The organism is Frigoribacterium sp. PhB24, assembly GCF_003755185.1.
Lineage (GTDB): Bacteria > Actinomycetota > Actinomycetes > Actinomycetales > Microbacteriaceae > Frigoribacterium.
This window is the reverse complement of sequence record NZ_RKIC01000016.1, coordinates 123,685-149,691: the sequence shown is the minus strand read 5'-3', so window position 1 is coordinate 149,691 and position 26,007 is coordinate 123,685. Positions and strand designations below refer to the sequence as shown.

27 protein-coding genes are annotated in these 26,007 nt (G+C 71.9%); 11 read left to right on the top strand and 16 right to left on the bottom strand.

Going from position 1 to position 26,007, the window contains the following annotated elements:
* Positions 1-77 precede the first annotated feature (77 nt).
* On the bottom strand, positions 78-464 hold the full coding sequence (locus EDF50_RS16030; RefSeq protein ID WP_123520495.1) for a PLD nuclease N-terminal domain-containing protein: 387 nt from the start codon (positions 462-464) through the stop codon (positions 78-80).
* A gap of 293 nt (positions 465-757) precedes the next feature.
* Here EDF50_RS16030 and EDF50_RS16025 point away from each other — a divergent pair, with 293 nt between their 5' ends.
* Positions 758-1,843, top strand: a complete 1,086-nt coding sequence (locus EDF50_RS16025; protein WP_123520494.1) for a M23 family metallopeptidase — start codon at positions 758-760, stop codon at positions 1,841-1,843.
* Between the two features lie 45 nt (positions 1,844-1,888).
* Here EDF50_RS16025 and EDF50_RS16020 read toward each other — a convergent pair whose 3' ends face one another.
* The gene (locus EDF50_RS16020; RefSeq protein ID WP_199738829.1) at positions 1,889-2,959 is read right to left on the bottom strand and encodes an adenosine deaminase; all 1,071 of its coding nucleotides are present in this window, start codon (positions 2,957-2,959) and stop codon (positions 1,889-1,891) included.
* 170 nt (positions 2,960-3,129) lie between these two features.
* The gene (locus tag EDF50_RS16015; RefSeq protein WP_123520531.1) at positions 3,130-3,816 is read right to left on the bottom strand and encodes a hypothetical protein; all 687 of its coding nucleotides are present in this window, start codon (positions 3,814-3,816) and stop codon (positions 3,130-3,132) included.
* Positions 3,817-3,926: 110 nt separating this feature from the next.
* Here EDF50_RS16015 and EDF50_RS16010 point away from each other — a divergent pair, with 110 nt between their 5' ends.
* Positions 3,927-4,970: an NAD(P)-dependent alcohol dehydrogenase gene (locus EDF50_RS16010; RefSeq protein ID WP_123520493.1), complete on the top strand. Its 1,044-nt coding sequence runs from the start codon at positions 3,927-3,929 to the stop codon at positions 4,968-4,970.
* Positions 4,971-5,060: 90 nt separating this feature from the next.
* Here the strand turns inward: EDF50_RS16010 and EDF50_RS16005 are convergent, their stop codons facing one another.
* Entirely contained in the window at positions 5,061-5,243 is a 183-nt protein-coding gene (locus EDF50_RS16005) for a hypothetical protein (RefSeq protein WP_123520492.1), read from the bottom strand.
* A gap of 190 nt (positions 5,244-5,433) precedes the next feature.
* Between EDF50_RS16005 and EDF50_RS16000 the strand changes: the two genes are divergently transcribed.
* From EDF50_RS16000 to iolD, 6 genes are all read left to right on the top strand, one after another.
* On the top strand, positions 5,434-7,335 hold the full coding sequence (locus EDF50_RS16000) for an ABC transporter ATP-binding protein (RefSeq protein ID WP_123520491.1): 1,902 nt from the start codon (positions 5,434-5,436) through the stop codon (positions 7,333-7,335).
* Positions 7,336-7,458: 123 nt separating this feature from the next.
* A complete protein-coding gene (iolC, locus tag EDF50_RS15995; RefSeq protein WP_123520490.1) occupies positions 7,459-8,442 on the top strand; it encodes a 5-dehydro-2-deoxygluconokinase in 984 nt (327 codons plus the stop codon).
* The gene (locus EDF50_RS15990) at positions 8,429-9,337 is read left to right on the top strand and encodes a class I fructose-bisphosphate aldolase (RefSeq protein ID WP_370454008.1); all 909 of its coding nucleotides are present in this window, start codon (positions 8,429-8,431) and stop codon (positions 9,335-9,337) included. Before iolC ends, EDF50_RS15990 begins: the two co-directional genes overlap by 14 nt.
* A 26-nt stretch (positions 9,338-9,363) precedes the next feature.
* On the top strand, positions 9,364-10,887 hold the full coding sequence (locus EDF50_RS15985) for a CoA-acylating methylmalonate-semialdehyde dehydrogenase (protein WP_123520489.1): 1,524 nt from the start codon (positions 9,364-9,366) through the stop codon (positions 10,885-10,887).
* 41 nt (positions 10,888-10,928) lie between these two features.
* Positions 10,929-11,831 carry a 5-deoxy-glucuronate isomerase gene (iolB, locus tag EDF50_RS15980; protein WP_123520488.1) on the top strand — a complete coding sequence of 301 codons (903 nt, stop codon included), beginning with the start codon at positions 10,929-10,931 and terminating at the stop codon, positions 11,829-11,831.
* A gap of 74 nt (positions 11,832-11,905) precedes the next feature.
* Positions 11,906-13,783 (top strand): 3D-(3,5/4)-trihydroxycyclohexane-1,2-dione acylhydrolase (decyclizing), encoded by a 1,878-nt coding sequence (gene iolD / locus EDF50_RS15975; protein ID WP_123520529.1) that lies wholly within the window; start codon positions 11,906-11,908, stop codon positions 13,781-13,783.
* Positions 13,784-13,792: 9 nt separating this feature from the next.
* On the opposite strand, the gene EDF50_RS15970 is transcribed toward iolD, so the two are convergent.
* From EDF50_RS15970 to EDF50_RS15955, 4 genes are all read right to left on the bottom strand, one after another.
* Positions 13,793-14,554 carry a GntR family transcriptional regulator gene (locus tag EDF50_RS15970; protein WP_123520487.1) on the bottom strand — a complete coding sequence of 254 codons (762 nt, stop codon included), beginning with the start codon at positions 14,552-14,554 and terminating at the stop codon, positions 13,793-13,795.
* A gap of 64 nt (positions 14,555-14,618) precedes the next feature.
* The gene (locus tag EDF50_RS15965; protein ID WP_123520486.1) at positions 14,619-15,524 is read right to left on the bottom strand and encodes an ATP-binding cassette domain-containing protein; all 906 of its coding nucleotides are present in this window, start codon (positions 15,522-15,524) and stop codon (positions 14,619-14,621) included.
* Positions 15,521-16,564, bottom strand: coding sequence for an ABC transporter permease (locus EDF50_RS15960; protein ID WP_123520485.1), 1,044 nt, complete (start codon positions 16,562-16,564; stop codon positions 15,521-15,523). The genes EDF50_RS15965 and EDF50_RS15960 overlap by 4 nt, the downstream gene beginning before the upstream one ends.
* A 67-nt stretch (positions 16,565-16,631) precedes the next feature.
* Positions 16,632-17,600 (bottom strand): sugar ABC transporter substrate-binding protein, encoded by a 969-nt coding sequence (locus EDF50_RS15955; RefSeq protein WP_123520484.1) that lies wholly within the window; start codon positions 17,598-17,600, stop codon positions 16,632-16,634.
* Positions 17,601-17,768: 168 nt separating this feature from the next.
* On the opposite strand from EDF50_RS15955, the gene EDF50_RS15950 reads away from it, so the two are divergent.
* Positions 17,769-18,953, top strand: coding sequence for a Gfo/Idh/MocA family protein (locus EDF50_RS15950; RefSeq protein WP_123520483.1), 1,185 nt, complete (start codon positions 17,769-17,771; stop codon positions 18,951-18,953).
* Between the two features lie 89 nt (positions 18,954-19,042).
* Here the strand turns inward: EDF50_RS15950 and EDF50_RS15945 are convergent, their stop codons facing one another.
* From EDF50_RS15945 to EDF50_RS15915, 7 genes are all read right to left on the bottom strand, one after another.
* Positions 19,043-19,786, bottom strand: coding sequence for a TIM barrel protein (locus tag EDF50_RS15945; protein WP_123520528.1), 744 nt, complete (start codon positions 19,784-19,786; stop codon positions 19,043-19,045).
* Between the two features lie 37 nt (positions 19,787-19,823).
* Positions 19,824-20,828: an inositol 2-dehydrogenase gene (gene iolG, locus EDF50_RS15940; protein ID WP_123520482.1), complete on the bottom strand. Its 1,005-nt coding sequence runs from the start codon at positions 20,826-20,828 to the stop codon at positions 19,824-19,826.
* A 64-nt stretch (positions 20,829-20,892) separates the two neighbouring features.
* Positions 20,893-21,810, bottom strand: coding sequence for a sugar phosphate isomerase/epimerase (locus tag EDF50_RS15935; protein WP_123520481.1), 918 nt, complete (start codon positions 21,808-21,810; stop codon positions 20,893-20,895).
* 145 nt (positions 21,811-21,955) lie between these two features.
* Positions 21,956-22,504, bottom strand: coding sequence for a hypothetical protein (locus EDF50_RS15930; RefSeq protein WP_123520480.1), 549 nt, complete (start codon positions 22,502-22,504; stop codon positions 21,956-21,958).
* Positions 22,497-22,832, bottom strand: coding sequence for a PadR family transcriptional regulator (locus tag EDF50_RS15925; protein ID WP_123520479.1), 336 nt, complete (start codon positions 22,830-22,832; stop codon positions 22,497-22,499). Before EDF50_RS15925 ends, EDF50_RS15930 begins: the two co-directional genes overlap by 8 nt.
* Before the next feature lie 119 nt (positions 22,833-22,951).
* Positions 22,952-23,224, bottom strand: a complete 273-nt coding sequence (locus EDF50_RS15920; RefSeq protein ID WP_123520478.1) for a hypothetical protein — start codon at positions 23,222-23,224, stop codon at positions 22,952-22,954.
* A 75-nt stretch (positions 23,225-23,299) separates the two neighbouring features.
* Positions 23,300-24,127 (bottom strand): GDSL-type esterase/lipase family protein, encoded by an 828-nt coding sequence (locus tag EDF50_RS15915; RefSeq protein WP_123520477.1) that lies wholly within the window; start codon positions 24,125-24,127, stop codon positions 23,300-23,302.
* Positions 24,128-24,474: 347 nt separating this feature from the next.
* Here EDF50_RS15915 and EDF50_RS16745 point away from each other — a divergent pair, with 347 nt between their 5' ends.
* Positions 24,475-24,645, top strand: coding sequence for a hypothetical protein (locus EDF50_RS16745; RefSeq protein WP_158612749.1), 171 nt, complete (start codon positions 24,475-24,477; stop codon positions 24,643-24,645).
* A 159-nt stretch (positions 24,646-24,804) separates the two neighbouring features.
* Entirely contained in the window at positions 24,805-25,230 is a 426-nt protein-coding gene (locus tag EDF50_RS15910) for a DUF4307 domain-containing protein (RefSeq protein WP_123520476.1), read from the top strand.
* A 101-nt stretch (positions 25,231-25,331) separates the two neighbouring features.
* Here the strand turns inward: EDF50_RS15910 and EDF50_RS15905 are convergent, their stop codons facing one another.
* Entirely contained in the window at positions 25,332-25,982 is a 651-nt protein-coding gene (locus EDF50_RS15905; RefSeq protein WP_123520527.1) for an NADPH-dependent F420 reductase, read from the bottom strand.
* Positions 25,983-26,007: the final 25 nt, after the last annotated feature.

The window sequence follows — 26,007 nt, the reverse complement described above, 5'->3', positions numbered from 1 at the left end:
CGTCTCCGGACGCCCGCCCCGCCTGGACTCGCCCGCTTCCGTGTGCCGGGCCGGGCGGCCGGGAGGCGCGGTGCCGGTCAGGCGGGGACGTCGTCGCCGGCCGTCGACCGGCGTCTCTCGACCTCGGCCTCGAGCTTCGCCAGGCGGGCGAGCCGCTCGTAGTGCTCGGTCTCGCGGTCGAGGTCGGCGAGCTGCTGCTCGGTGCTGCGCACGCGGTGGTCGAGCGTGCGGGCGGCGGCCTCGTGGTACCGGCTCTGGTCGCGCGGACCGATCTGCTCGACGCGGCGACCGTACTCACGACCGGCGGCGAACCAGACGATGCTGCCGATCAGCGGCAGGAACAGCACGATCATGATCCACAGGCCCTTGGGCAGGTGGCGTACGTCGCCCTCGGGGCGCGTGACGATGTCGACGAGCGCACCCACGATCACCAGCAGGGGCAGGGCAGCCAGTACGAAGGTCACGGCCCGAGGCTAGGGGCGCCGGCGACCGGACGGAACCCCCGCGAGGTGGGGTGACCGAGGCCCCGTTGTGCCGCGTTCTGGGTGTGACCGGCGCCTCTCGTGGTGGATAACGTCGCCCGCATCACGGTGAGCGCCCCCGGTCAGGAGGCGCGGTGCCGGTCGACCCGAAGGGTGCAGCTCATGAAAGATCGCCTCCACCCCTGGCCAGCGGGCGGCTCGGATCGTAGAGTGGGTCGGTCCGCCCAGCCGAGGAGAACCGTGAGTCCTAGCGCCGTCCGTTCCGGGAAGCGCTCATGACCGACCCCTCGACCACTCCCGGGGCCGCCGTGCCGGTGACCACCGACCCGCCGCTGACGCGTCGCGAGGCCCTCGCCCGCGAGCGTGCCGCTGCTGCTCCCGCGCCTCCTGCGTCCGCTGCTGCCCTCGCGCCGTCGTCCTCCGTGTCTCCGGCCGTGCCGACGATGAACCCGGTTCCGAACGATGCACCCATGAGCAACCGGGTGCACGGCTCGACAGCGGGTGCGGCGGCATCCCGTCGCACGAGCACGAGCACGAGCACGAGCACGAGCACGAGCCCGAGCTCGCGTCGCAGGTCCGGCCGGTCGAGGCTGCGCGTCGCGGCGAGACGCGTCCGTGCCGCCACCCTGCCAGTGCTCGGCGCCTGCGCCGTCATGCTCTTCTTCACGTCGAACCTCACCCCGGCGTCGGCGAGCGACCTCGGCGGGTCGAACATCCCGACCGTCGGCGCCGCGCCGATGCCGACCCAGACCCTCGCGGCGTCGCTCGTCGTGTTGACCGTGTCCGAGCGTGACGCCTTCGGGGTGACCGACGCGCCGCCGCCGCCTCCGCCGCCCGAGCCCGAGCCCGTCGTCACCTCGAAGAACCTCGCGGGATCGACGAACTCGAACCGCGCCTCCTCGGGGGCCGGCACCATCGTCAACTCGGGCACCGGCGACATCCGGTGGCCGTTCCCGGGTTCGGTCGTCCTCAGCTCGGGGTTCGGTCCCCGTTCGGCACCGTGCGCGGCGTGCTCGAGCATGCACATGGGCCTCGACATGACGCCCGGCGGCGGCACCCCGATCGGCGCCACGGCGGCGGGCGTCGTGCGGACCTCGGCGATGCACGGTCAGTTCGGTCAGTACGCCGTGATCGACCACGTGATCGACGGCCAGCGGGTCAGCACGCTCTACGCGCACATGCAGGTCGGGTCGAGCCCGCTCGTCGCGGGTCAGACGGTCCAGGTGGGCGAGCTGGTCGGCAGGGTCGGCCGCAGCGGGGTCGCGACCGGTGAGCACCTGCACTTCGAGGTGCTGCTGGGCGGTTCGACGCAGGTCGACCCCAAGGCCTGGCTCGACGCGAACGCCGGCCGCACGCTCTAGCCGTCCTGTCGGGTCCGGCCGTGCGGTGGCGGGGCGGCCCGTGTCTCAGGCCGCGCGACGCGCCTCGCGCCAGGCCCGCACCTCGGCGGTCAGTTCGGCCTTGCGGCCCGCGTCGGCGAACGACGCCTCGACGGAGTTCGTCGCCAGCAGGGCGAGCGCGTCGTCGTCGAGACCGAGCTCGTCGCGCAGGGCCTGGTAGTTGTCGCCCACGTAGCCACCGAAGTAGGCGGGGTCGTCGCTGTTGACCGTGACGAGCAGCCCGGCCTCGAGCATGCGGGGCAGCGGGTGCTCGGCCAGGTCGGACACCACGGCGAGCCGCAGGTTCGACAGGGGGCACACGGTGAGCGGCACCCGGTCGGCGACGAGGCGGGCGACGAGCGCGTCGTCCTCGAGGCTGCGCACCCCGTGGTCGACTCGTTCGACGTGCAGCAGGTCGAGGGCGTCGGAGACGTACGACGGCGGCCCTTCTTCACCGGCGTGGGCGACGACGTGCAACCCGAGGGCGCGGGCACGGTCGAAGACACGGGCGAACGCGGCCGGCGGGAACCCCACCTCGGAGGAGTCGAGCCCCACCCCGAGCAGGTCGGAGGCGCGGTGCGCGACGGACTCGAGGGTCGCGGCCGCGTCGCCCACCGGCAGGTGTCGCAGGAAGCACAGGATGAGACCGCCCGTGATGCCGTACCGCTCGCGCGCCTCACGGAGCGCCTGCGTGAGCCCGTCCACGACCTCGTCGACGTCGACGTCGCGCGAGGTGTGCGCCTGGGGATCGAAGAACATCTCGACGTGTCGCAGCCCTTGGGCGTGGGCCCGTTCGAGGTAGGCCCAGGCGAGGTCGCGGAAGTCCTGTGCGGTCTGCAGCACGGCCGTGCACGCGTAGTACAGGTCGAGGAACTCTTGCAGCGAACCGAACGAGTACGCGGCGCGCAGCTCGTCGACCGAGGCGAAGGGCAGGTCGACGTCGTTGCGGTCGGCGAGGGCGAAGACGAGCTCGGGTTCGAGCGTGCCCTCGACGTGCAGGTGCAGCTCGGCCGTCGGCGGCGTCGCGAGCGCGGTGCCCGTCAGGGGCGTGCCGGGTGCCGTGGCCGTGGTCGTCGGGGAGGTGTCGATCGCCGTCATCGGGCCACCGTAGCGGCACCGTGCCGACGGGCGAAGCCCGGTGCACGATCGTTCACCGTCCCGTCATCCGGGCGACCGCCTGGGGACGAGACGAGGAGGCGCGGGTCGGGTACCCGGGACCCCCGCGACCGGTCGCGTCCCCGCTGCCGGCACCGCGCCTCCTGCAGTCGCTACGCCGTGAGCACGACTGCGAGCGTCTCGGGCTGGTCGTGCCCCGTCCAGGTGCCGGTGAGCACCTCGACGCCGTGGTCACCCGTGTGGCCGCCGGTCGAGGCGAGCGCGCCGGCGTCGTGCCGGCCGAGCACGCGGGCGACGACGATGCGGACCGCGGCACCCGTGACGACCGTGCGCCCCTCGACCTGGTCGACGGTGAGGCGGTCGACGTCGGGCACCGGGGCGCCGGGGGTGCCGCTGCCGACGACGGTCGAGTTCGGCTCGCGGACCTGCCGCTCGCCGTCGACCTCGAACCAGGCCTCGGCCTGTGTGCCGCCGGTCAGCACGGCCGTGGCGAGGGCCGCGGCCCAGACCGGGTCGGCCGTGCCGTCGTAGACCCAGCGCGTGCCGAGCACCGAGTGCTCGGTCGTCCCGACGAGGTGGTCTTCCGCGCCGGCCAGGGGAGCGTCGCGGTAGGTGAGGGGCACCTGCAGCTGCGCACCGTCGGCCGTGGCGACGATGATCGTCTCGACGCCGACCTCGCCCGCCGGGTCGTCGAAGCGGAAGGCGGCGACGCTGCGCAGCCCCTCGTCGTCGGCGCCCTCGGGCCGGCGTGGGCCCTCGAACCACGGCTGGGTGGGCACCCAGGAGTCGAGCAGGTCGATCTTGGAGGGGCTCATGCCGGCCCGGTGCAGGTGTGCCATGCCGTCGATCGTAGGGCCGACCGGCGTCACCGCCGCACCGCGCGCGGATCGACCGAGGTAGGGCGACACCTGTCGCCCGGCTTGCAGCCGTCGGGCGTAACCTGCGCCCCATGAAGGCACTCCAGTACACCCAGATCGGTCAGCACCCCGAAGTCGTCGAGATCGAGAAGCCGTCGCCCGGCCCCGGGCAGGTCCTGCTGAAGGTCACGGCGGCCGGCGTCTGCCACTCCGACGAGTACGTCATGAGCCTCAGTGAAGAGGACTACACGGCGCAGGGCTACCCGCTGCCGCTCACGCTCGGGCACGAGGGAGCCGGCATCGTCACCGAGCTCGGAGAGGGCGTCGAGCACCTGCAGGTCGGTGACGCCGTCGCCGTCTACGGCCCGTGGGGCTGTGGCCGCTGCCACCAGTGCGCCCAGGGCAAGGAGAACTACTGCGTCAACGCCGCCGCCGAGGGCATCAAGCCCCCCGGGCTGGGCGCTCCCGGCTCGATGGCCGAGTACATGATCGTCGACGACCCCCGCCACCTCGTGCCGCTCGGCGACCTCGGCCCCGTCGAGAACGTCTCGCTCACCGACGCCGGCCTCACGCCGTACCACGCGATCAAGACCTCGCTGCCGAAACTCGGGGCGGGCACCTACGCGGTCGTGATCGGCACCGGCGGCCTCGGGCACGTCGGCATCCAGATCCTGCGGGCGCTCTCGGGTGCGCAGATCATCGCACTCGACGTGACCGACGAGAAGCTCGAGCTCGCGAAACACGTCGGCGCTCACCACACGGTCATCAGCGACGAGCACGCCGCCGAGGCGATCCGCGAGATCACCGGAGGCCTCGGCGTCCAGGCCGTCTTCGACTTCGTCGGGGCGAAGCCGACCATGGCCACGGCCGTCGCGGTCGCGGCACCGGACGCCGACGTGACGATCGTCGGAATCGGTGGTGGCACCGTCGAGGTCGGGTTCGGCACGATCGCCTTCGACGTCGCCGTGCGCATCCCCTACTGGGGCAGCCGCAGCGAGCTGATCGAGGTCCTCGACCTCGCCCGGGCCGGCCAGGTCGAGGTCGCCACCCAGCGCTACTCGCTCGACGACGGCCCGAAGGCCTACGAGGCCCTCGCCGCGGGCACGGTCCGCGGCCGCGCCGTCATCGTCCCCTAGCGCGACCGCCCCGAGGAGGCGCGGTGTCGGACGTCCCGGCACCGCGCCTCCTGCAGGTCCTCCGCACGCGGGTGCCCGACAGCCGATCGGTCACGGTGACCCCGTGGTCTGCCGGGCCGCCTTCCGGCAGGTGAGGGCGCCCAGAACGGTGTTGAGCAGGCCGGTGGCCACGAGGAGCCATCCGTAGGCATGGCCGGTGCCGACGATTCCCAGGCCTGCGACGAGAACGACCACAGAGCTCACCACCACGACGACCGACCAGCTTCTGCTCATGCTCTGATCATGCGCCGGCGGCCGTGTCTCGTCCGGGGATCGATCACCGACGGCAGTGCCCCTCCGCCGGTGCAGAGCTCGGCGGAGGTTCTCGACCACGTGGCGAACCTACTGCCTTCCGAGGGCCGAACGGCGGGCACGGGGCCGCCCGCCGTCTAGGTTGGGCCTGGTACCCACGGAAGGAACCGCCATGAGCATGGAAGGCGCGGCCTGGAGCTCGCTGTACAAGATCTCGTCCGCGAGGGACGGCAAGCACGGCATCTCCCGCGAATCGGTGCGGCGGATCATGACGTTCGCCGTGCCCTACCGGTCCAAGCTGGTGGTCTTCATCGGCCTCTCGATCGTAGGGGCCTTCCTCGCCGTCGCGACACCGGTGCTGGCCGGCCGGGTGGTCGACGTCATCGTCGCGAAGGGCGAGGTGTCGATGATCGTCCGACTCGCCGTCCTCATCGCCGTCGTGGCCGTGGCCGACGCCGGCGTCTCCCTCCTGACGCGCTGGTTCTCCGCCCGGATCGGCGAGGGGGTCATCCTCGACCTCCGCACCGCCGTCTTCAACCACGTCCAGAAGATGCCGATCGCGTTCTTCACCCGCACCCGCACGGGCGCCCTCGTCAGCCGCCTCAACAATGACGTCATCGGCGCCCAACAAGCCTTCAGCGGCACGCTGTCGGGCGTCGTGACCAACGTCGTCGCCCTGATCCTCACCCTCGTCGTCATGCTCAGCACCTCCTGGTTGGTGACGGTGCTCGCCGTCGTCATGCTGCCGATCTTCCTGGTGCCCGCACGCCGCATGGGCAGCCGCCTCGCCGCCCTGCGCCGCGAGGCCGCCGACCACAACTCGGCGATGAGCACGCAGATGACCGAGCGGTTCTCGGCACCCGGCGCCACCCTCGTCAAGCTCTTCGGCCGTCCCGACGAGGAGGCGGAGGAGTTCCGCGTCCGCGCCGCCCGTGTCCGAGACATCGGGGTCCGCAGCGCGCTGCTGCAGTTCGTCTTCGTCACCGCGCTGACGCTCGTCTCCGCCCTGGCCCTCGCGCTCGTCTACGGCCTCGGCGGCTTCCTCGCCCTCGCCGGCCAGCTCGACACCGGCGAGGTCGTCACCCTGGCGCTCCTCCTCACCCGCCTCTACGTGCCGCTGACCGGCCTCGCGAGCGCCCGGGTCGAGATCATGAGCGCGGTCGTCAGCTTCGAGCGCGTCTTCGAGGTGCTCGACCTGAAGCCGCTCATCCAGGAGAAGCCGACCGCCTCCTCCGTCCCCGAGGGCCCGGTGAGCGTCGAGTTCGACGACGTCCGGTTCGCGTACCCGTCCGCGGACAAGGTGTCGCTCGCCTCGCTGGAAGAGGTCTCCACCCTGGACACCCGCGGCGGCGACGAGGTGCTGCACGGAGTGTCGTTCCGGATCGAGCCGGGGCAGACCGTCGCCCTCGTGGGCACGTCCGGCGCCGGCAAGTCCACCATCGCCCAGCTGCTCTCGCGCCTGTACGACGTCGACAGCGGTGCCGTGCGCCTCGCCGGTGCCGACGTGCGCGACGTGACCTTCGCCTCGATGCGCCACACCCTGGGCATGGTGACGCAGGACGGCCACCTGTTCCACGAGACGATCCTCAGCAACCTGCGCCTCGCGAGGCCGGAGGCGTCCGAGGACGAGGTGTGGGACGCCGTCCGCCGTGCGCGGCTCGAGCCGCTGCTCCGGTCGCTGCCGGACCAGCTCGACACGATGGTGGGGGAGCGCGGCTACCGGCTCTCGGGAGGCGAGCGTCAGCGGATGACCATCGCGCGCCTCCTGCTCGCCCAGCCGCGCGTCGTCATCCTCGACGAGGCGACCGCGGCGCTGGACTCGACGTCGGAGGCTGCCGTGCAGGCGGCGCTCAGCGAGGCGCTCGACGGGCGGACGGCGATGGTGATCGCCCACCGGCTCTCCACCATCCGCAGCGCGGACATGATCCTGGTGGTCGAGGACGGGTCGATCGTGGAGCGCGGCACGCACGACGAGCTGCTGGCTGCGGCCGGACGGTACGAAGAGCTGCACCGGACCCAGTTCGCCGTGCAGAAGGACGTGGCGGCCGACGAGGAGGCGCCGATCGCGCCCTAGTCCTGCTCGCCGGTCGGCCGGCCGTGACTTCTCGGCACTCGTGCGCTATGTTCATATGTAAGCACATGGCGGCCGCGACAGGGCGGGCCCGATCGACACGACCAGAGAGTTGTACAGAGACGTATGACCGACACCAGCACCTCCGCGACGGACGCTTCCCTCGACCTCGTCACCATCGGACGTTCGGGCGTCGACCTCTACCCGTTGCAGGACGGCGTCGGCCTCGAGGCCGTCGAGACGTTCGGCAAGTACCTCGGCGGCAGCGCTGCGAACGTGACCGTCGCCGCCGCCCGCCACGGCCTCCGCACCGCCATCGTCACCCGCACCGGCGATGACCCCTTCGGTCGCTTCGTGACGGGCGAGCTCGAGCGCCTCGGGGTCTCGACCCGGTTCGTCCGCACGGTGCCCGACCTGAACACCCCGGTCACGTTCTGCGAGATCTTCCCGCCCGACGACTTCCCCCTCTACTTCTACCGGGCGCCCAAGGCCCCTGACATGGTCGTCCACGCCGACGAGCTCGACCTCGACGCGATCGCCGACGCCCGCATCTTCTGGGCCACCGTCACCGGTCTGTCCGAGGACCCGAGCCGGACGGCTCACCACGCCGCGTGGGAGGCGCGTGGGCGCAAGCCGCTCACCGTCCTCGACCTCGACTACCGTCCGATGTTCTGGTCGTCGCCCGACGACGCCCGACGCGAGGTGTCGCTCGCGCTCGAGCACGTCAGCGTGGCCGTCGGCAACCGCGAGGAGTGCGAGATCGCCGTCGGCGAGACCGACCCCCACCGCGCCGCCGACGCGTTGCTCGACCGCGGTCTCGAGTTGGCCGTCGTGAAGCAGGGCCCGCGCGGCGTGCTCGCCAAGACCCGCGACGAGACCGTGGAGGTCCCGCCCCACGCCGTCGAGGTCGTCAACGGGCTCGGTGCGGGCGACGGCTTCGGCGGTGCCCTCTGCCACGGCCTGTTGCAGGACCGGTCGCTCAGGGACGTCCTCCGTTTCGCCAACGTCGCCGGCGCGATCGTCGCCAGTCGGCGCGAGTGCTCGACCGCCATGCCCTCCACCGACGAGGTCGACGCGATCGTGAGGAGCATCGCCCGTGTCGACGCCTGACGTCCCCGTCCCGGCCCCCGCCCCGCTCGACTTCGAGACGCTGCGCCACGTGCGCACCTTCGCCCCGCAGACGGTGCTGCCCCGGGTGCGCGACCGGTCGCGCCGGCCGCTGCTGGCCGACGACGGCCGCCTCTTCATCGTCGCCGCCGACCATCCGGCACGCGGGGCGCTCGGCGTCCGAGACGACCCGTCGGCGATGGCCGACCGGTACGAGATGCTCACGCGCCTGGTCACCGCCCTCTCGCGACCGGGAGTGGACGGCGTGCTCGGGACGCCCGACGTCATCGAGGACCTCGCCCTGTTGGGCGCCCTCGAGGGCAAGGTCGTGGTGGGGTCGATGAACCGCGGCGGCCTCAAGGGCGCCCGGTTCGAGATGGACGACCGGTTCACCGGATACGACGTGCCGGGCATCGTCGCGTCGGGCATCGACTTCGCGAAGCTGCTGATCAGGGTCAACCTCGGCGACGCCGCGACCGCGTCCACCCTCGAGTCGACCGCCAGGGCCGTCGACGCCGCCGCCGCGGCCCAGGTGCCGATCATGCTCGAGCCGTTCCTCAGCCGTTGGGTGGACGGCGTCGTCGAGAACGACCTCACACCGGAGGCGGTGGTCACCTCGGTCGCGATCGCCGCGGGCCTCGGTGCCACGTCCGCCTGGTCGTGGCTCAAGCTCCCCGTCGTACCCGAGATGGAGCGGGTGATGGCGTCGACCACGCTGCCGACCCTCCTGCTCGGCGGCGATCCTTCGGGCCGTCCCGACGAGACCTACGCGTCGTGGGAGGCCGCGCTCGCGCTCCCGGGCGTCCGCGGGCTCGTCGTGGGCCGCACGCTGCTGTACCCGGCCGACGGCGACGTGGTCGCCGCCGTCGACACCGCCGCCGCGCTCGTGCACGGCTGATCCCTCCCGAGAAGAGAAGCAGGACGATGTCTGACTCCCCGACGAACGCTCCCGCCCCCGAGCTGCCCGTCGTGCCGCACTGGATCGACGGTCGCGAGTCGCCGTCGAGCTCCGGTCGCACGGCCCCCGTCTACGATCCGGCGCTCGGAGTCGTGACGAAGCACGTCGCCCTCGCCGACGAGGACGAGATCGAGGCGGCGATCGCCTCGGCACAAGCCGCGTTCCCCGCCTGGCGCGACCTCTCGCTCGCCAAGCGTCAGCAGATCCTCTTCCGGTTCCGCGAGCTGCTCGAGGCCAAGAAGGGCGAGCTGGCCGAGATCATCACCTCGGAGCACGGCAAGGTCGTGTCCGACGCGCTGGGCGAGATCACCCGCGGTCAAGAGGTCGTCGAGTTCGCGACCGGTCTCGCGCACCACCTGAAGGGCGAGTACTCCGAGCAGGTGTCGACGGGCGTCGACGTCTACTCGACCAAGCAGCCGCTGGGCGTCGTCGGCGTCATCTCGCCCTTCAACTTCCCCGCGATGGTACCGATGTGGTTCTTCCCCATCGCCATCGCCGCCGGCAACACCGTCGTCCTCAAGCCGTCCGAGAAGGACCCCTCCGCCGCGCTCTGGCTCGCCGCCCTCTGGGCCGAGGCCGGTCTGCCCGCCGGTGTCTTCACGGTGCTCAACGGCGACAAGCAGGCCGTCGACGGCCTGCTCACGCACCCGGCCGTCCGGGCCGTCTCGTTCGTCGGCTCCACCCCGATCGCCCGGTACGTCTCCGAGACGGGCGCCGCGAACGGCAAGCGCGTGCAGGCCCTCGGCGGCGCCAAGAACCACATGCTGGTCCTGCCCGACGCCGACCTCGACCTCGTCGCCGACTCCGCGATCAACGCCGGGTTCGGCTCGGCGGGCGAACGCTGCATGGCGATCTCCGTCGTCGTCGCGGTGGAGCCCGTCGCCGACGCGCTCATCACCAAGATCCGCGACCGCGCCTCGAGGCTGCGCATCGGCGACGGCCGCCGCGGCTGCGACATGGGCCCGCTCGTCACCGAGCAGCACCGCGACAAGGTCACCTCGTACATCGCCGTCGCCGAAGAGGACGGCGCCGAGGTCGTCATCGACGGTCGCGGCATCGAGGTCGACGGCGACGCCGCGGGCTTCTGGCTCGGGCCGACCCTGCTCGACAAGGTGCCGACCACCTCGCGGGCCTACACGGAAGAGATCTTCGGACCCGTCCTCTCCATCGTCCGCGTCGCCTCCTACGACGAGGGCGTCGCCCTGATCAACGACGGCGCGTTCGGCAACGGCACGGCGATCTTCACGAACGACGGAGGCGCGGCGCGACGCTTCCAGAACGAGGTGCAGGTCGGGATGATCGGCATCAACGTGCCCATCCCGGTGCCCGTCGCGACGTTCTCGTTCGGCGGCTGGAAGGACTCGCTGTTCGGCGACACCAAGGCCCACGGGGCTGAGGGCGTCCGGTTCTTCACCCAGCAGAAGGCGATCACCTCACGGTGGCTCGACCCGTCGCACGGCGGCGTCGACCTCGGGTTCCCGCAGAACTGACGCGCACGGAGCCGACCGGGTTCCCGACGAGCAGGAGAGACATGACCACGCAGAACGAGTGGGTGTTCGCGAAGGGCGCCCTGAGGCGCGGCGACTGGGAGTCCGTCGTCGACGACGAGCTCGCGGGCTGGCAGCACACCGGTCTACGGGTCGCCGAACTCGGGCCCGGAGGCCGGCTCCCGCTGCCCGCGGCCGGCGTCGAGCGCCTCGTGGTTCCGCTGTCGGGGTCGTTCATGGTCGAACACCGGGTCTCGGGCGCGCTCGAGACCACCCACCTGGCGGGCCGTGCCTCGGTCTTCGACGGCCCGAGCGACGTCCTCTACCTCTCGACCGGCGCCTCCGCCACGATCGAGGGGGAGGGGCGGGTGGCCGTGGCCGAGGCGCCCACCGCCGAGGTCCACCCCAGCCGGCACGTCCGGCGCGACGAGGTGCCCGTCGAACTGCGCGGAGCAGGTCGCTCCAGCCGGCAGGTGCACAACTTCGGCACGCCCCAGGTGCTCGACGCCGGCCGGTTCATCGTCTGCGAGGTCATCACGCCCGCCGAGAACTGGTCGAGCTGGCCCCCGCACAAACACGACGAGCTGCAGGCGGGGCAGGAGTCACGGCTCGAGGAGATCTACTACTTCGAGACCGCGGTCGAGCGGGGCCTCGACGGGCCGCCGCAGGCCGATCCGTTCGGGTTCGTCCGCGCCTACTCGTCCCCGGCCGGCGAGATCGACGTGCTCGCCGAGGTGCGCACCGGCGACGTCGCCCTGCTGCCCCACGGCTGGCACGGCCCGTGCGTCGCGGCCCCCGGCTACGACCTCTACTACCTCAACGTCATGGCGGGGCCCGACCCCGAGCGGGTGTGGCACATCTCGGACGACCCGGCCCACGGGTGGATCCGCGCGACGTGGGAGGCGCAGGACGTCGACCCGCGCCTCCCCTACGAGCGACGCCCGTGACGAGCACCCACCGGACGACCGGACCCGCGATGACGCGTCGCGACGACGACCCCACGACGACAGGACACGATGACATGGGCACCACCAGGCGGATGACGGTCGGGCAGGCGCTGATCGAGTTCCTCGCGAACCAGTGGACGGTCGACGGCGAGCACCGCGAGCGCACCGTCGCCGGCACGTTCGGCATCTTCGGCCACGGCAACGTCGCCGGCATCGGCCAGGCGCTCCAGCAACTCGAGGTCGAGCAGCCGGGCCTCATGCCGTACCACCAGGCCCGGAACGAGCAGGCGATGGTGCACCAGGCCGTCGGCTACGCCCGCATGAGGCGCCGCCGCGGCACCTTCGCGAGCACCGCCTCCGTGGGGCCGGGCGCCGCCAACATGCTCACCGGTGCCGCGCTGGCGACCGCGAACCGGCTGCCCGCCCTGCTGCTGCCCAGCGACACCTTCGCGACCCGCGTCGCCGATCCGGTGCTGCAGCAGATCGAGCTGCCGCACGACCCGAGCGTGCAGGTCACCGACGCGTTCCGGCCGCTGTCGCGGTTCTTCGACCGGGTCGACCGCCCCGAGAAGCTCTTCTCGATCGCGCTGGCCGCGATGCGCGTGCTGACCGACCCCGCCGAGACGGGAGCGGTCACGATCGCCCTGCCCGAGGACGTCCAGGCCGAGGCGGTCGACGTGCCCGTCGAATTTCTCGCGCCGCGTGACTGGCACGTGCGCCGGCCCGTGCCCGAGCGTGGTCCGCTGGAGCGCGCCGTCGCCGCGATCCGTGCCGCGAAGGCGCCGGTCGTCGTGGCCGGCGGCGGAGTCCTGTACTCGGGGGCCGAGGAGTCGTTGCGCGCCCTCGTCGAGCTGACCGGCATCCCGGTCGGCACCACCCAGGCGGGCGGCGGCTCGCTGCCGTGGGACCAGCCCGGCTACCTCGGTGCCGTCGGGGCGACCGGCAGCACCGCGGCGAACCGCCTCGCCGCCGAGGCCGACGTGGTCATCGGCATCGGCACACGGTACTCGGACTTCACCACGGCGAGCCGGACCGCCTTCCAAGCCCAGGGCGTGCGCTTCGTGAACGTCAACGTCGCCTCGTTCGACGCGTACAAGCACGGCACGCAGCTGCCCGTCATCGCGGACGCCCGCGAGGCCCTCGACGCCCTGCGCACCGAGCTCGCCGACTGGAGGGCCCCCGCCGGGTGGGTCGAGCGGGCGGCGGCCGAGAAGGCCGGGTGGGATGCGGTCGTCGACCGGGCCTTCGAGCCCTCGGGGCTCGCGCGGCCGGGTCAGGCCGAGATCATCGGGGCCGTGCAGGCCGCCACCGACCCCCGTGACGTCGTCGTGCAGGCCGCGGGTTCGCTGCCGGGCGACCTCCACAAGCTCTGGCGGGTGCGCGACGCCCTCGGCTACCACGTCGAGTACGCCTTCTCGTGCATGGGCTACGAGATCGCCGGCGGACTCGGCGTCCGGCGCGCCGCCCCCGACCGGGACGTCGTCGTCATGGTCGGCGACGGCTCGTACCTCATGCTGCACACCGAACTCGTGACCGCGGTCGCCGAGGGCGTCAAGATCATCGTCGTGCTGATCCAGAACCACGGCTACGCGTCGATCGGGCACCTCTCCGAGACGGTCGGCTCCGAGCGCTTCGGCACGCGGTACCGCGACGGCAGCGGGGCCACCCTGCCCGTCGACCTGGCCGCCAACGCCCGGAGCTACGGCGTCGAGACCATCGAGATCGCGGCGGGTCCGGAGGCGGTGGCCGACCTGGGCAGGGCCGTGGCGGTCGCGAAGGCGTCCGAGACCACGACGCTCATCCACGTCGAGAGCGACCCGCTGCTCTACGCGCCCGGCGGCGAGGGCTGGTGGGACGTGCCGGTCGCCGAGGTGTCGACGCTGCCCGGCACGCAGCAGGCGCGCGACGAGTACGTCACGCGCTCGGCGGCCCGCCGTCCGCTGCTGGGCTGACGCCGCAGGTCAGCGCTCGACGAGCGTGATCTCGAACGAGTAGAGGTCGGGCCGGTAGCAGTGCTGGCCGTGCTCGACGGCACGCCCGGAGTTGTCGAAGGCCGTGCGCCCCATGGTCAGGACGGCCGCGCTCTTGGGCAGGTCGAGCAGGCGGCCCTCGGAGGCGGTGGCCGAGCGCGCCCCGATGCGCTGCTTCGCGACCCGCATCGTCACCCCACGGCCACGGAGCAGCTGGTAGAGGCCGTGCTTCTCGAGCGACGCCAGGTCGAGATCGGCGAACGGTTCGGGGAGCACGTTGTCCAGGACGGCCAGGGGCACGCCGTCGGCGGAGCGCAGGCGCACGAGGTGGAGCGTGGGGCTGTCGACCTCGACCCCCAGGGCCTCGGCCGTCTTCTCGTCGGCGCCCTCGACGGACGACGAGAGCAGCGACGTCTCGGGCTTCTGTCCCGTGCGTTCGAGGTCTTCGTAGAGGCTGGTCAGCTCGACGTTGCGGGTGACGCGACCATGGACGACCTGCGTGCCGATGCCCCGGCGGCGGACGAGCAGGCCCTTGTCGACGAGCTCTTGGATCGCCCGCCGGATCGTCGGACGAGAGAGCCCGAGCCGGGCGCTGAGCGCCACCTCGTTCTCGAGGCGCGCACCGGCGGGGAGCGTCTCGTCGTGGATGGCGCCCTCGAGGAGGTTCGACACCTGGTAATAGAGCGGCACCGGGCCGGAGCGATCGAGCCCGAGGAAGAAATCGGGAGGCAGCAGCTGCTCGTCCTGAGGCATCGTGTCCGCTCTTGATCGGTGGTCCTCCATCTTTCCACAGAGGTGGATCGGCAGGCGTCGGGCCTCAGCTCCCCGCCGGAGGCACGGTCTCGGAGGCGTCGGCCGCCATCTCGCGTGCCACGGGCGAACCGGGCATCTCGCGTTCGAGCTCGTGCGCGAGCGAGTCGAGCTCGGCTCCGCCGGCCATCAGCGCGGTCAGCTCGGGGAGGGTGATCTCGCTCTTCTCGAAGTTGCCGAGGCTCGTGCCGCGATTCAGGAGCAGGAAGCGGTCGCCCACCGGGTACGCGTGGTGCGGGTTGTGCGTGATGAAGACGACACCGAGGCCCTCGTCCCGGGAGCGCGCGATGTACTTGAGCACGACACCGGACTGCTTCACACCGAGGGCGGCCGTCGGCTCGTCGAGGATCAGCACGCGAGCCCCGAAGTAGACGGCGCGGGCGATGGCGACGCACTGCCGCTCGCCTCCCGACAGCGTGCCGATCGGCTGGTCGACGTCGCGGAGGTCGATGCCCATGCGGGCCAGCTCCTCGAAGGTGATCTGCTTCATCGCCTTGACGTCCAGGCGACGGAACGGGCCGGCCCCGATCGTCATCTCGGAGCCGAGGAAGAAGTTGCGCCAGACGGGCATGAGGGGAACGACCGCGAGGTCCTGGTAGACCGTCGCGATGCCGGCGCTCAGGGCGGCCCGCGGCGACGCGAAGGTGACGGGCTCGCCGTCGAGCAGCAGCTCGCCCTCGCTCGGCGTGTGCGCGCCGGCCAGCATCTTGATGAACGTGGACTTGCCCGCGCCGTTGTCGCCGAGCACGCACGTGACCTGGCCGGCCGCGACCGTCGTCGAGACCCCGGCGAGGGCGTTGACGGCCCCGTAGGTCTTGCCGATGTCGCGGACCTCGACGATCGTCGTGCCGACGGCGGCTCGCGGCGACACGGGACGCGCGTCCGCGCGGTCGTGGGTGGTCTCGGTGCTCATCGCGCGCCTCCTGCTCGTGTCCTGACGAAGTTGTTCAGCAGCACCGCGGCGAGCAGCATGCCGCCGAGGACCGTCCTCAGCCAGTTGGTGTCCCACTGGGCGAAGGTGATGCCCTGGAAGACCATGCCGTAGATCAGCGCGCCGAGGGCGGCACCGATCGCGGAGCCGTAGCCGCCCGTCATGAGGCAGCCGCCGACGACGGCGCAGATGATGTAGATGAACTCCTGGCCCACCCCGGTGTTGGCCTGGACCGTCGAGGTGCGGAAGAGCGAGATCATGCCGACCAGCCAGGCGGCGCCCGCCGTCCCCATGAAGAGGCCGATCTTGGTCGTGAAGACGGGGACGCCCACCTGGCGGGACGAGTTCAGGGCCCCACCCACGGCGAAGATCCAGTTGCCCGCACGGGTGCGCAGCAAGATCCAGGTGGCCGCCGCGGCGACGACGAACCACCAGAGGACCGAGACGTAGAAGGTGCCGCCGCCGATCTGAACCGACGCGCCGAACAGCGGCTGGATCGAGTCGTAGGCAGGGACCTTGGTCATGCCCTGGATGGCGACCTGGCCGGTGATGATCTTGGTGACGGCGAGGTCGATGCCCGCGAGGGCGAAGAACGTGCCCAGGGTCACGATGAAGCTCGGCAGGCCCGTCTTCATGACCAGGACCCCGTTGACGGCGCCGACGCCGAGACAGACGACGAGCGACACGACGACCGCGACCCAGATGCTCAGGCCGTAGTGCGTCGTGAGGATGCCGACGATCAAGGCCGAGAAGCCGGTCATGACGCCGGCCGAGAGGTCGAACTCGCCGCCGATCATGAGCACGGCCACCGCGACGGCCATGATGCCGAAGGTCGAGGCCGACTCGAGCCAGACGCCGGCTCCGGCGAAGCTGAGGAACTGGGGCGTGTAGAGGGAGAAGAACAGGAGCACCGCGAGCGCGGCGACGAAGGCGCCCGTCTCGGGCCGGGCGAGGATCTTGCGGAGCGGACGCCGCTCGAGGCGTGGCCTCGTCGCGATCGTCACGATGTCAGTGGTCGTCAACGGTGACTCCTGGGTCGGGGGAGGAGAGGGGGCCGGCCGCGTGCTGCGCCGGCCCCCGGGGGGATGCCTAGCGCGTGCCGTTGGCGGCGAACTCGGCGACCTGGGCCGCGTTGTCCTCGGTGACGAAGGCCGGGCCGGAGTAGACCGGCTGGCCGCCGCCGATGACGTTGCCGTTGGTGACGTACAACTGGAGGGCCGTCACGCCGAGGAAGCCCTGCACGTAGGGCTGCTGGTCGACGGCGAACAGGATGGAGCCGTTCTCGACGTCCGACACGACGTCCTCGGAGAGGTCGAAGGTGCCGACCTTCGCCGAGCTGCCGGACTCCTCGACCGCGCCGACCGCATCGATGGCGTACTGGCCGCCGAGGGTGAGGACCCCGTCGATGGACGGATCGGCCTGGAGCTTCGACTTGATCGTCGCCTTCACGTCGGCGTCGTTCGTGCCGTCGACCTGGAGGTTCGTCATCGTCCCGCCGAAGGTCTTCGCGGCGGCGGAGCAGCGGTCCTCGAGCCCGACGTTGCCGGCCTCCTGGATGACGCAGAGCGCGTTGCTCAGGCCCGCGTCGGCGAGCTCGGTGCCGACGGCCTCGCCGGCGACGGTCTCGCTCTGGCCGATGTGGGTCAGGGCGCCGAACTCGGCGGATCGCTCGATGCCGGAGTTGATGGTGACGACCGGGATGCCCGCGGCGACGGCCTTCTTGACGCTGTCCTCGACACCGTCGGGGTTGGCCATCGAGACGACGATGCCGTCGACCTTCTGCGCCACCGCGTTGTCGATGAGCTGCGACTGCTTGGCGGGGTCGGCGTCGGAGTTGTAGGTGACGGTGGCGTCGTAGTCGGCTCCGGCCGTCTCGGCCCCCGACTTCACGCGGTCCCAGAAGGCGTCGCCGGGACCGGAGTGGGTGACGACCGCGAAGGTGAGGTCTCCGCCTCCGGTGTTCGGTCCGGCCGTCTCCTGGCCCGTTCCCGCGCAGCCGGCGAGGAGGAACCCGGTCGCCGCAGCGAGGCCGAGGCCGGCGAGGAATCGCTTCTTCATTGAAAGTCCCTTCGATGCGGAGCTCGTCGCGGAGGACGGTCCGGGGTGACGTCGATGTCGGGTCCGAGTATGTGCGAGGGGTGCATGATTGTCAATACATTCTGTCATTGGGCTAGGCTCGGTCCGACCCCGCTCGACCGGGGCCCCACCGACGACGTCAGGAGAACCATGTCGACACCGGATCGCGTAGGAGTGGGTCTCGTCTCGCTCGGATGGATGGGGCGGCTGCACTCGCGGGCGTACCGCGCGGTCGCGGAGCACTACCCCGAGCTGCCGGTCCGCGTGGAGTTGGTGTCCGCCGCGGACACGGATGCCGACGCGCGACGGAGCGCCGAGACGGTGCTCGGCTACCGCCGCACCACCGGAGATTACCGTGAGGTGGTCTCCGACCCCGAGGTCGACGTCGTGTCGATCTGCGCGCCGAACTTCCTCCACCACGAGGTGGCCCTCGCCGCGGCCGCCGCGGGCAAGCCGTTCTGGATCGAGAAGCCGATGGGCCGGTCGGCCGCCGAGTCGTCCGAGATCGCCCGCGCCGCCGCCGACGCGGGCGTCGTCACCTCCGTCGGGTTCAACTACCGCCACGCGCCTGCGGTCGCCCGCGCCCGGGAGCTCGTCCGCTCGGGCGCCCTCGGCACGGTGACCAACGTGCGGGTGAGCCTGCTGGCCGACTATTCGGCCGATCCCCTCGGCGCCCTGACCTGGCGGTTCCGGCGCGACCGGGCCGGGTCGGGCGTGCTGGGCGACCTGCTGTCGCACGGGGCGGACCTGGCCCAGTTCGTGGTCGGGCGCATCGAGTCCGTGACCGGTCTCACCGAGACGTTCATCCGCAAGCGTCCGCTGCCGGGCTCGGGCTCGGCGGGCCACTTCAGCAAGGGCGCCGAGGGCGGGGCGACCGGCGCGGTCGAGAACGAGGACTACGCCGCCGTGCTCGGCCGGTTCGCTTCGGGCGCCGTCGTCGTGCTCGAGTCGAGCCGCGTGGCGATCGGTCCGCGCGCGGAGTACGCGCTCGAGGTCTACGGGACGAAGGGTTCGCTGCGCTGGGACTTCCAGCGGCTGAACGAGCTGCAGGTCGCCGACGACACGACCGGGTACCGCACCGTCATGGCCCAGCCCGGCTTCGGCGACTTCGCCCGGTTCCAGCCGGGCGCCGGCACGAGCATGGGCTTCGACGACCTCAAGACCATCGAGGCGCAGCTGTTCCTCCGATCCGTGCTCGAGAGCCGCCAGCTGGCGCCGTCGGCCGCGGACGCCTGGTCGGCCGCCGAGATCGTCGAGGCCGCCGTCCGCAGCGACAGGGCCCGGGCGTGGCAGGCCGTGGGTCGCGTCGAGGGTCCCACCACGTACGACCTCTGAGCCGCGGTCTCCGCCGCGCCGGGATGCTCGGCGGGCCGTCCCCTGGACCGGACTCGCGCCTCCTCGGGTCCGGTGGGTCGCGGGCGGCGTCAGGCGAAGGAGGCGCGGAAGCGTTCGAGCGCCGTGGCGGAGTCGACGGACGGCCAGGCCTCGAGGCCCACGACGCCCTCGTACCCGAGCGTCCGGAGTTCGGCGGCGATCGCCGGGTACCGGATCTCACCCGTACCCGGCTCGAAGCGCCCCGGCACGTCCGCGACCTGGATCTCGCCGACCCAGGGCAGGGCCCGCCGGAGCAGCTCGACGAGGTTCCCCTCGCCGATCTGCGCGTGGTAGAGGTCGAGGTTGAGGCGCAGGCCGGGGCTGTCCACGGCGCTCACGAGCGCGAGCGTGTCCTCGGCCCGGGCGAAGGGCGTGCCCGGGTGGTCCACCGCGGTGTTGAGGTTCTCCAGCGTGAAGACGCGGTCGTGGCGCTCGCCGAGGCGTGCCAGACGGGCGAGCGTCTCGTGCGCCCGTTCGCGGTCACTCGGCGTCACCGCTTCGCCCGGGCGCACCGGGAGGCCGTCCGGGTCGAGGCCGGTGCCGTGGAGGTTGAGCCTCGGCGAGTCGATGATCTCGGCCGCGGCGATCGACTCCTCCGCGGTGCGGAGGAGTTCGGCGATGCCGTCGGCCGTGGTCAGGTCGCCGGCGAGGTAGCCGGTCATCGACGAGAACGTGGCCCCGGTGGCGGCGAGGGCGGGCAGGTCCTTCGTCGACCAGTCCCAGATCTCGACCTGGAAGCCGAGTTCGTGGAGGCGCCGGACGCGGTCGACGACGGGAAGCTCCCGGAACAACATCTCGGCGGAGGCCGCCAGGTGGAAGGTCACCGCCGGCTCAGAGCTCGACGGCGACGGAGACGTGCTCGGCCGCCGAGCGGGCCGCGGCGTCGGCGAGGACGAGCGCCGCGCGACCGTCGGCGAAGGTCGGGCTCGCCGACTCCTCACCTCGGGCCAGGTCGATGAACGCGCGCAACTCGGCGACGTAGGCCGCGGCGTACCGCTCGAGGAAGAAGTCCTGGTACGGCGGCTTCGCCTCGACATGGGAGGCGGTGGAGACGCTGACGAGGCTGGTGAGCGCGTTCGACACCTGCAGGGAGCCCCGGGCACCGAACGCCTCGAGCCGCTGGTCGTAGCCCACGGCGCTGTGCCGGGAGTTGGTGATCGAGACCAGGGCCCCCGAGGACGACCGGAGCGTCACCATCGCGGTGTCGTAGTCGCCGTGTTCACGGGCGCCCGGGTCGAAGACGGTCGTGCCGGTCGCCGTCACCTCGACGATGTCCGGGAGGAAGAACCGGGCCATGTCGAAGTCGTGGATGGTCATGTCGCGGAAGATGCCGCCCGAGACCCCGACGTACGCGGCAGGCGGGGCCGCCGGGTCGCGGCTGATGATCGAGAGCTGCTCGAGCTCGCCGATCTCGCCGGCCGTCACGCGGGCGTGCGCGGCGGCGAATGCGGGGTCGAAACGGCGGTTGAAGCCCAGGGCGATCGGGATGCCGGAGGACCGAACGCGGGGCAGCAACGCGTCGACCCGCGCGATGTCGAGGTCGATCGGCTTCTCGCACAGCGCGGGGACGCCGGCGTCGAGCGCCGCCCCGAGCAGGTCCACGTGGGTCGCGGTGGGCGAGGCGATGAGGACGGCGTCGATGTCGCCCGAGGCGAACATCTCGGCGGCGTCGGTCGTCACGGTACCGCCGTGGCGTGCCGAGACGGCCTCGGCGCCGTCGACGAAGGGGTCGCAGACCCAGGCGAGGGTGGCCTCGGGGTCAGCCGCGATGTTGGCTGCGTGCACCTGGCCGATGCGGCCGGTGCCGATGAGTCCGAAGCGGAGCGGAGCGGTCACGTCGTCGTCCTTGCTGCCCGTAGGCGTCGTGGGGCCCCGAGGGGCGGGAGGGGGCGGAGGCGCATCAGGCCCAGTCGCGGAGGGCGTCGCGGTTGACGAGCTGGTCGGCACCCCGCTCGGCGCGGAACCTGGAGAGGTCGGCGTCCGGAGTGTTGAGCACGTCCTGCTCGACGACGATCCAGCCGTCGTAGTCCAGGCCGTCGACCGCGGTCATGACGGCGTCGAGGTCGACGTCGCCCTGCCCGAAGGCCACGAAGGCACCGGAGGACCAGACCTCGCGCATCCCGCCTCCCGCGTGCAGCACCCGCCGGAGCTCGGCCACGTCGACGTCCTTGAGGTGCAGGTGGTTGATGCGATCGCCCCAGCGCTCGATCGCGAGCACGGGGTCGCCGCCCCCGATCACGAGGTGCCCGGTGTCGAGGGTCAGGCCGACGTCGACCGCGCCGAGGAACCGGTCGATCTCGTCGGGCGACTCGACGAACGTGCCCGCGTGGTGGTGGAAGGTCGGTTCGAAACCGGCTGCCCGCGTCACGCCGACGGCACGCTCGACGTTGGCGACGAGGGTCGACCATCGGCGACCGTCGAGAGGGTCGGTGGCGGCGCCGCGGCCAGGGCCGGCGCGACGCGCGTCGGATCCGTCGTCGGCGAGGGTGGGCAGCGGCAGCCGTGCGGGCCCGTCCTCGCAGGCCTCGGCGAAGAGTCGCAGGGTCGCGTCCAACCGGGGGAGCGCCGCCTCGAAGGCGTCCTCGTCGGAGAACGGCAGCTGGACCCAGCCGCCCGCGAGCTCGAGGCCCGATCGAGCGAGTCGTGCGCGGAGTTCGTCGCCTCGGCCGAGGTAGTCGACGGGTCCGAGGTCGACGCCGGCGTAGCCGCTCTCGGCGAGGACGTCGACGAGTTCGTCGGGGCCGATGACGTCCGCGCCCTCGGGGGTGAGCTCGAAGACGCCGAAGCTGACCGGGGCTCCGGCGACGGAGGCCTTCATCGGAACGCCGGACGCGGGGTGCGCGCGAGGGACTGGTTCATACGTCTCTGTACAACTTCCAGGTGAGGAGCAATTGTCCTAACAATGGCACAAAGCATCCGGCGGGGCAACGCCGGGTGAGCCGGCCGGGGCCGTGGGCGTCGGCTCAGGCGAGCCAGCCCCGACGGTGCGCCCGGACGGCCAGCACGATGCCGACGGCGGGGAAGACGAGGTAGCCGACCGAGATGACGAGGTGGACACCGCCGACGCCCGCCGAGGCCGTCAGCATCGCCGCTGCAAGGGCGAGGAGGGCGACGCCGACGGATGCGAGCCAGGCGGCCGCCTTCTCCCGTCGGGTCCAGGCCGCGGCCTGGCTGACGAAGAGGAGGCCGACGAGAGCGCCGACGACCGGCACCAGGAGCGAGCCCGCGATCAGGACGACGACCGCGACGATCGAGAACGTCCGGCCGGGGGGTGGCGCGTCGGCGCTGACGTGGGGGGCTGCGGTAACCGTCTCGGCGCGCGCCTCCGCCGCGATGAAGGCCGGATCGCCGAGCTGCCGGATGCGTGCGGCGGCGGACTCGGCATCGAGGCCCTGGAGCTCCTCCTGGATGCCGGCGACGATGTCCCGGTGTAGGCCGGGCGGCAGCTGGACGAGCTCGGCGTCGAGCTGCGCGAGGTAGGCGGTGGTGACTTCGGGTGTGGTGTCAGTCATGGGTGTCGTCTCCGATGAGTTGGTTCACCGATGCGGTGAAAGGGGCCCACTGGAGGCGGAAAGCGACGAGCTGAGCGCGTCCGAGAGGGGTGAGTCGGTAGTACTTCCGGACGGGGCCCGTCGCCGACGGTCGATCGAACGCCGTGGCGAGGCCCTGGGCCCGGAGGCGGCCGAGCAGGGGGTAGAGCGTGCCGATGCTGGCGACGAGTCCGGCTTCGACGAGCTGTTCGGAGAGCTGCCAGCCGTACATCGGCTCTCGGTCGAGCAGGCCGAGGATGCAGTACTCGACCACACCCTTGCGCAATTGCGCTCCCGCATCTGCTGTCATGCCTCACAAGTTACCTTGCCGTGCAAGACAGAGCAAGTGGTCGTCGTCGGGCACCTCGCCTCGACCGGAGGGAGGGCGCGTTCGGCTCGGTCCGCCCCGCGCGGCGAGCATGCGACGGCTCAGTCGTAGACGCGGCCGAGCACCCAGCCGCCGTCGTCGCCGAGGACGACCTCGAACATGTGGGTCGTGCCGTCGTCGTCGGTGGCCTGGAAGCGCCACCCCACGAAACGACGGGGCGGGTGCGTGATGAAGGCCGGTGTGACGGCCGGCTCGACGCGCAGCTCGGTCGGGGTGTCGCTCACCCGCCACCGCCGGCACGACCAGACCAGCCGCGCCGGGAGGCCGCGCTCGAACCACAGCGCGACGGGCTCGTGGGTGGTCTGGGTGGTCATCTCGTCCTCCTGATCGTTCGAACGTGTGTTCGAACGAGTCGAGTGTAGGTCAGCCCGGAGGGGCCGGCAACCAGATCACGTCCGTCTTCCCGGACAGGGGGTCCAGGCCCGGACGCCGGGCCCGGCGTCGCGGTCCCGCGGCACGCCGACGACGCCGACCGCCCCGAGCGACGTCACCACGGCCGGCGCGATCGCCTGCCCCCAGCGCCGGTGCATGGTCGCCCACGACAGCAGCTCCTGGTGGTACAGCCCCTCCGAGCGCCACTCGGGGAACGGCACCCACGAGGCTCCGGGCGTGGTCAGCGCGACCCGCGCGGTCAGGGCGTTGAGGCGTTCGATCTGCCGGGTCAGCAGCCGTTTGGCGACCGGTGGGATCGGTCGGAACTCGGCCATCGGCGGGATGCCGACGTAGACGACGCGGCAGTCCGGGCCGGCCGTCTCGCGCACCCGTTCCGCGAGGCGGCGGAGCGACGCCTCCCACGAGGCCCCACCGGTCGCGAGCAGCACGTCGCAGATGCCCAGCAGCACCACGGCCACGTCGGCACGTTCCGACGGCAGCTCGACGCGCGCGGCCTCCGCGGCCGTCAGCACGGGCGAGGAGACCTCGCGCCAGGTGACCCCGCGGCCGCGGGCGGAGCCGACGAGGCGCGCCGTCTGGCTGGCGCAGGTGAGGTCGTGGGCGAGCACGCCGAAGCCCTCGACGGCGATGCTGCCGACGAACAGCAGGCGGTCGGGGTCCGGGCCGTCGACGATCGTGCGTCTGGCGTCGCGGGGGAAGGGTGACCGGGCCAGCTCACGCTTGTAGAGCGCGAGGTGGAGGTGGAAGAGGGGCTTGGTGGCCCGCACCACCGCCGCGATCAGGCGGCCGTGTCGGCTGGGGGTCGGGGTCTCGACCAGGGGCATGTGTGTTCGCAATCCGTGCGGCGCAGGAGGCGCGGCCTCCGACGGTCTCGTCCTGAGACCGTAGCCAGTCTGCCGGTCCTCCGAAAAGAGGACATGTCCCCGTTGGGGAGGTACGACGGAAAATGGCTAGGCGTCGGGCCGGAACACGTGTCGCACAGGGTCTCGAGGCGATGCGTCATCCGCAATGCGAACTGCCCGGACAGGTAGCTAGATGGCCTAACTACCTCATGGTTTCATTCGTGTGTACCGACTTCACGGGCGGTGCGGGCCGCGGCGCACGAGCCGCGGCCCTCCAGGACATCAGCATCACGGGCAGGCAGCACAGGGCTGCCGAGAACGGACACACCATGACACTCCTCACCCCGACGCGTCGCCGCTCCGACGAGGGTCGCAGCCCCTTCTCCGAGGTCCGCGAGACCGAGCGCCAGGCGACCCTCTTCGTCATCGCCACGGCGGCCGTGGGTGCGAGCGCCAGCCTCGTCGCCGCTCTCTTCCTCAGCAACGGACTCTTCCTGTGAACGACGACCTGACGTACGTCGAGCTCGCCCCCACCGAGCCCCTCGACCTGTCCATGCTGTTCGAGGCCGACGCCGCCTGATCCAGGGCGCGGCGGTTCCGTCCCGGCACGGACGCGACGTCCATGCGGTTCCGAGCCGGCGCCTCCTACCCTGGACGGCATGCAGACCCTCGATCCGGCACCCGTCGACCCGGCCGCACGGCTCGACGACCGGTACGGTCGACGGCCCGGCCGGGCTCGCCGGTCGCGGCTGATCGCCCTCGTGTCGGGCGGCGTCGTCGCCGTCGTGGTCGCGGCGTGGGTCGTGCTCGTCGCCTTCGACGGCGACTCGGCCGAACTCGAGGTGAGCCACTACGGCTTCACCGTCGAGGGTGACGACGCGGTCCGCGTGCAGTACACGATCAACGTGGCCGGTGGCACCGACGTGGGCTGCGCCGTGCAGGCGCTCAACGAGAACCGCGCGGTGGTCGGCTGGAAGGTCGTCGACCTCCCGGCCGTCGACACGTTCACCCAGACCTACACGACCTCGCTCGTGACCAGCGAGCGCGCCGTCACCGGGTCCGCGTACCGCTGCTGGGTGAGCTGAGCCGCCCTGCGCCTGCCGGCCCGTCCGACGACGACGCGACCCGCCCCTCCTGCAGGAGGCGCGGGTCGCGTTCTTCGGGGCGGCGTCACCGCCCGGCCGGCTCAGGAGGCCTGCGGCACGCGGTTCGCCTTCGCGAGGTTGGCGACCAGCTCGTCCTTCGTCTGGCGCACGACGTAGGCGGGACGGTCGCGCTCGACGCGCCAGCTCTCGGACAGCGGGCTGACGTCGACGGTGTCGAAGCCGAGCTCGTCGTAGAGGTCGGTCACGAGCGCGACGGCCTCGGGCGAGTCGCTCGACGTCGCCAGGGCCCGGCGGTCGGCGGTGCCGGAGGGGGCGACGTCGGTGGTGATGTCGTCGGCGGGGATGTGGTTGAAGCCCTTGACCACGCGGCTGGTGGGCAGGTGGCGCTGCAGCATCTCGGCGGTCGTGTCGGTTCCGTCGTCGAGCGCCTGGATGTGACCGTCGCGCTCGAAGTAGTAGTTGTTCGTGTCGATGACCGTCTTGCCGGCGAGCGGTTCGACGGGCACCTGGTCGAGGTTCTTGAGCGGGACGGTGACGACGACCACGTCGCCTGCCGCGCCGGCCTCGGTCGAGGTGGCCGCCCGGGCCTTCGGGCCGAGATCGGCCACGAGGTCGGCGAGGGTCTCGGGCCCGCGCGAGTTGCTGATCACGACGTCGTGCCCGTGGCTGATGAGGGCCCGTGCGACCTGGCTGCCGATGTTGCCTGCTCCGATGATTCCGTACGTTGTCATGAGCAACTCAACCGGCGGGCCTCAC

Bases quoted from the DNA above. Each gene is read 5' to 3' on its own strand.
- EDF50_RS15915 (WP_123520477.1), bottom strand. From the start codon at position 24,127: ATGCCCCTGGTCGAGACCCCGACCCCCAGCCGACACGGCCGCCTGATC.
- EDF50_RS15935 (WP_123520481.1), bottom strand. From the start codon at position 21,810: ATGAAGGCCTCCGTCGCCGGAGCCCCGGTCAGCTTCGGCGTCTTCGAG.
- EDF50_RS15930 (WP_123520480.1), bottom strand. From the start codon at position 22,504: ATGACTGACACCACACCCGAAGTCACCACCGCCTACCTCGCGCAGCTC.
- EDF50_RS15985 (WP_123520489.1), top strand. From the start codon at position 9,364: ATGTCTGACTCCCCGACGAACGCTCCCGCCCCCGAGCTGCCCGTCGTG.
- EDF50_RS15955 (WP_123520484.1), bottom strand. From the start codon at position 17,600: ATGAAGAAGCGATTCCTCGCCGGCCTCGGCCTCGCTGCGGCGACCGGG.
- EDF50_RS16020 (WP_199738829.1), bottom strand. From the start codon at position 2,959: ATGACGGCGATCGACACCTCCCCGACGACCACGGCCACGGCACCCGGC.
- EDF50_RS15910 (WP_123520476.1), top strand. From the start codon at position 24,805: ATGCAGACCCTCGATCCGGCACCCGTCGACCCGGCCGCACGGCTCGAC.
- EDF50_RS16005 (WP_123520492.1), bottom strand. From the start codon at position 5,243: ATGAGCAGAAGCTGGTCGGTCGTCGTGGTGGTGAGCTCTGTGGTCGTT.
- EDF50_RS16025 (WP_123520494.1), top strand. From the start codon at position 758: ATGACCGACCCCTCGACCACTCCCGGGGCCGCCGTGCCGGTGACCACC.
- EDF50_RS15970 (WP_123520487.1), bottom strand. From the start codon at position 14,554: ATGCCTCAGGACGAGCAGCTGCTGCCTCCCGATTTCTTCCTCGGGCTC.
- iolC (WP_123520490.1), top strand. From the start codon at position 7,459: ATGACCGACACCAGCACCTCCGCGACGGACGCTTCCCTCGACCTCGTC.
- iolD (WP_123520529.1), top strand. From the start codon at position 11,906: ATGGGCACCACCAGGCGGATGACGGTCGGGCAGGCGCTGATCGAGTTC.
- EDF50_RS16745 (WP_158612749.1), top strand. From the start codon at position 24,475: ATGACACTCCTCACCCCGACGCGTCGCCGCTCCGACGAGGGTCGCAGC.
- iolB (WP_123520488.1), top strand. From the start codon at position 10,929: ATGACCACGCAGAACGAGTGGGTGTTCGCGAAGGGCGCCCTGAGGCGC.
- EDF50_RS15925 (WP_123520479.1), bottom strand. From the start codon at position 22,832: ATGACAGCAGATGCGGGAGCGCAATTGCGCAAGGGTGTGGTCGAGTAC.
- EDF50_RS15905 (WP_123520527.1), bottom strand. From the start codon at position 25,982: ATGACAACGTACGGAATCATCGGAGCAGGCAACATCGGCAGCCAGGTC.
- EDF50_RS15920 (WP_123520478.1), bottom strand. From the start codon at position 23,224: ATGACCACCCAGACCACCCACGAGCCCGTCGCGCTGTGGTTCGAGCGC.
- EDF50_RS16010 (WP_123520493.1), top strand. From the start codon at position 3,927: ATGAAGGCACTCCAGTACACCCAGATCGGTCAGCACCCCGAAGTCGTC.
- EDF50_RS15950 (WP_123520483.1), top strand. From the start codon at position 17,769: ATGTCGACACCGGATCGCGTAGGAGTGGGTCTCGTCTCGCTCGGATGG.
- EDF50_RS16000 (WP_123520491.1), top strand. From the start codon at position 5,434: ATGAGCATGGAAGGCGCGGCCTGGAGCTCGCTGTACAAGATCTCGTCC.
- EDF50_RS15945 (WP_123520528.1), bottom strand. From the start codon at position 19,786: ATGTTGTTCCGGGAGCTTCCCGTCGTCGACCGCGTCCGGCGCCTCCAC.
- EDF50_RS16015 (WP_123520531.1), bottom strand. From the start codon at position 3,816: ATGGCACACCTGCACCGGGCCGGCATGAGCCCCTCCAAGATCGACCTG.
- EDF50_RS15965 (WP_123520486.1), bottom strand. From the start codon at position 15,524: ATGAGCACCGAGACCACCCACGACCGCGCGGACGCGCGTCCCGTGTCG.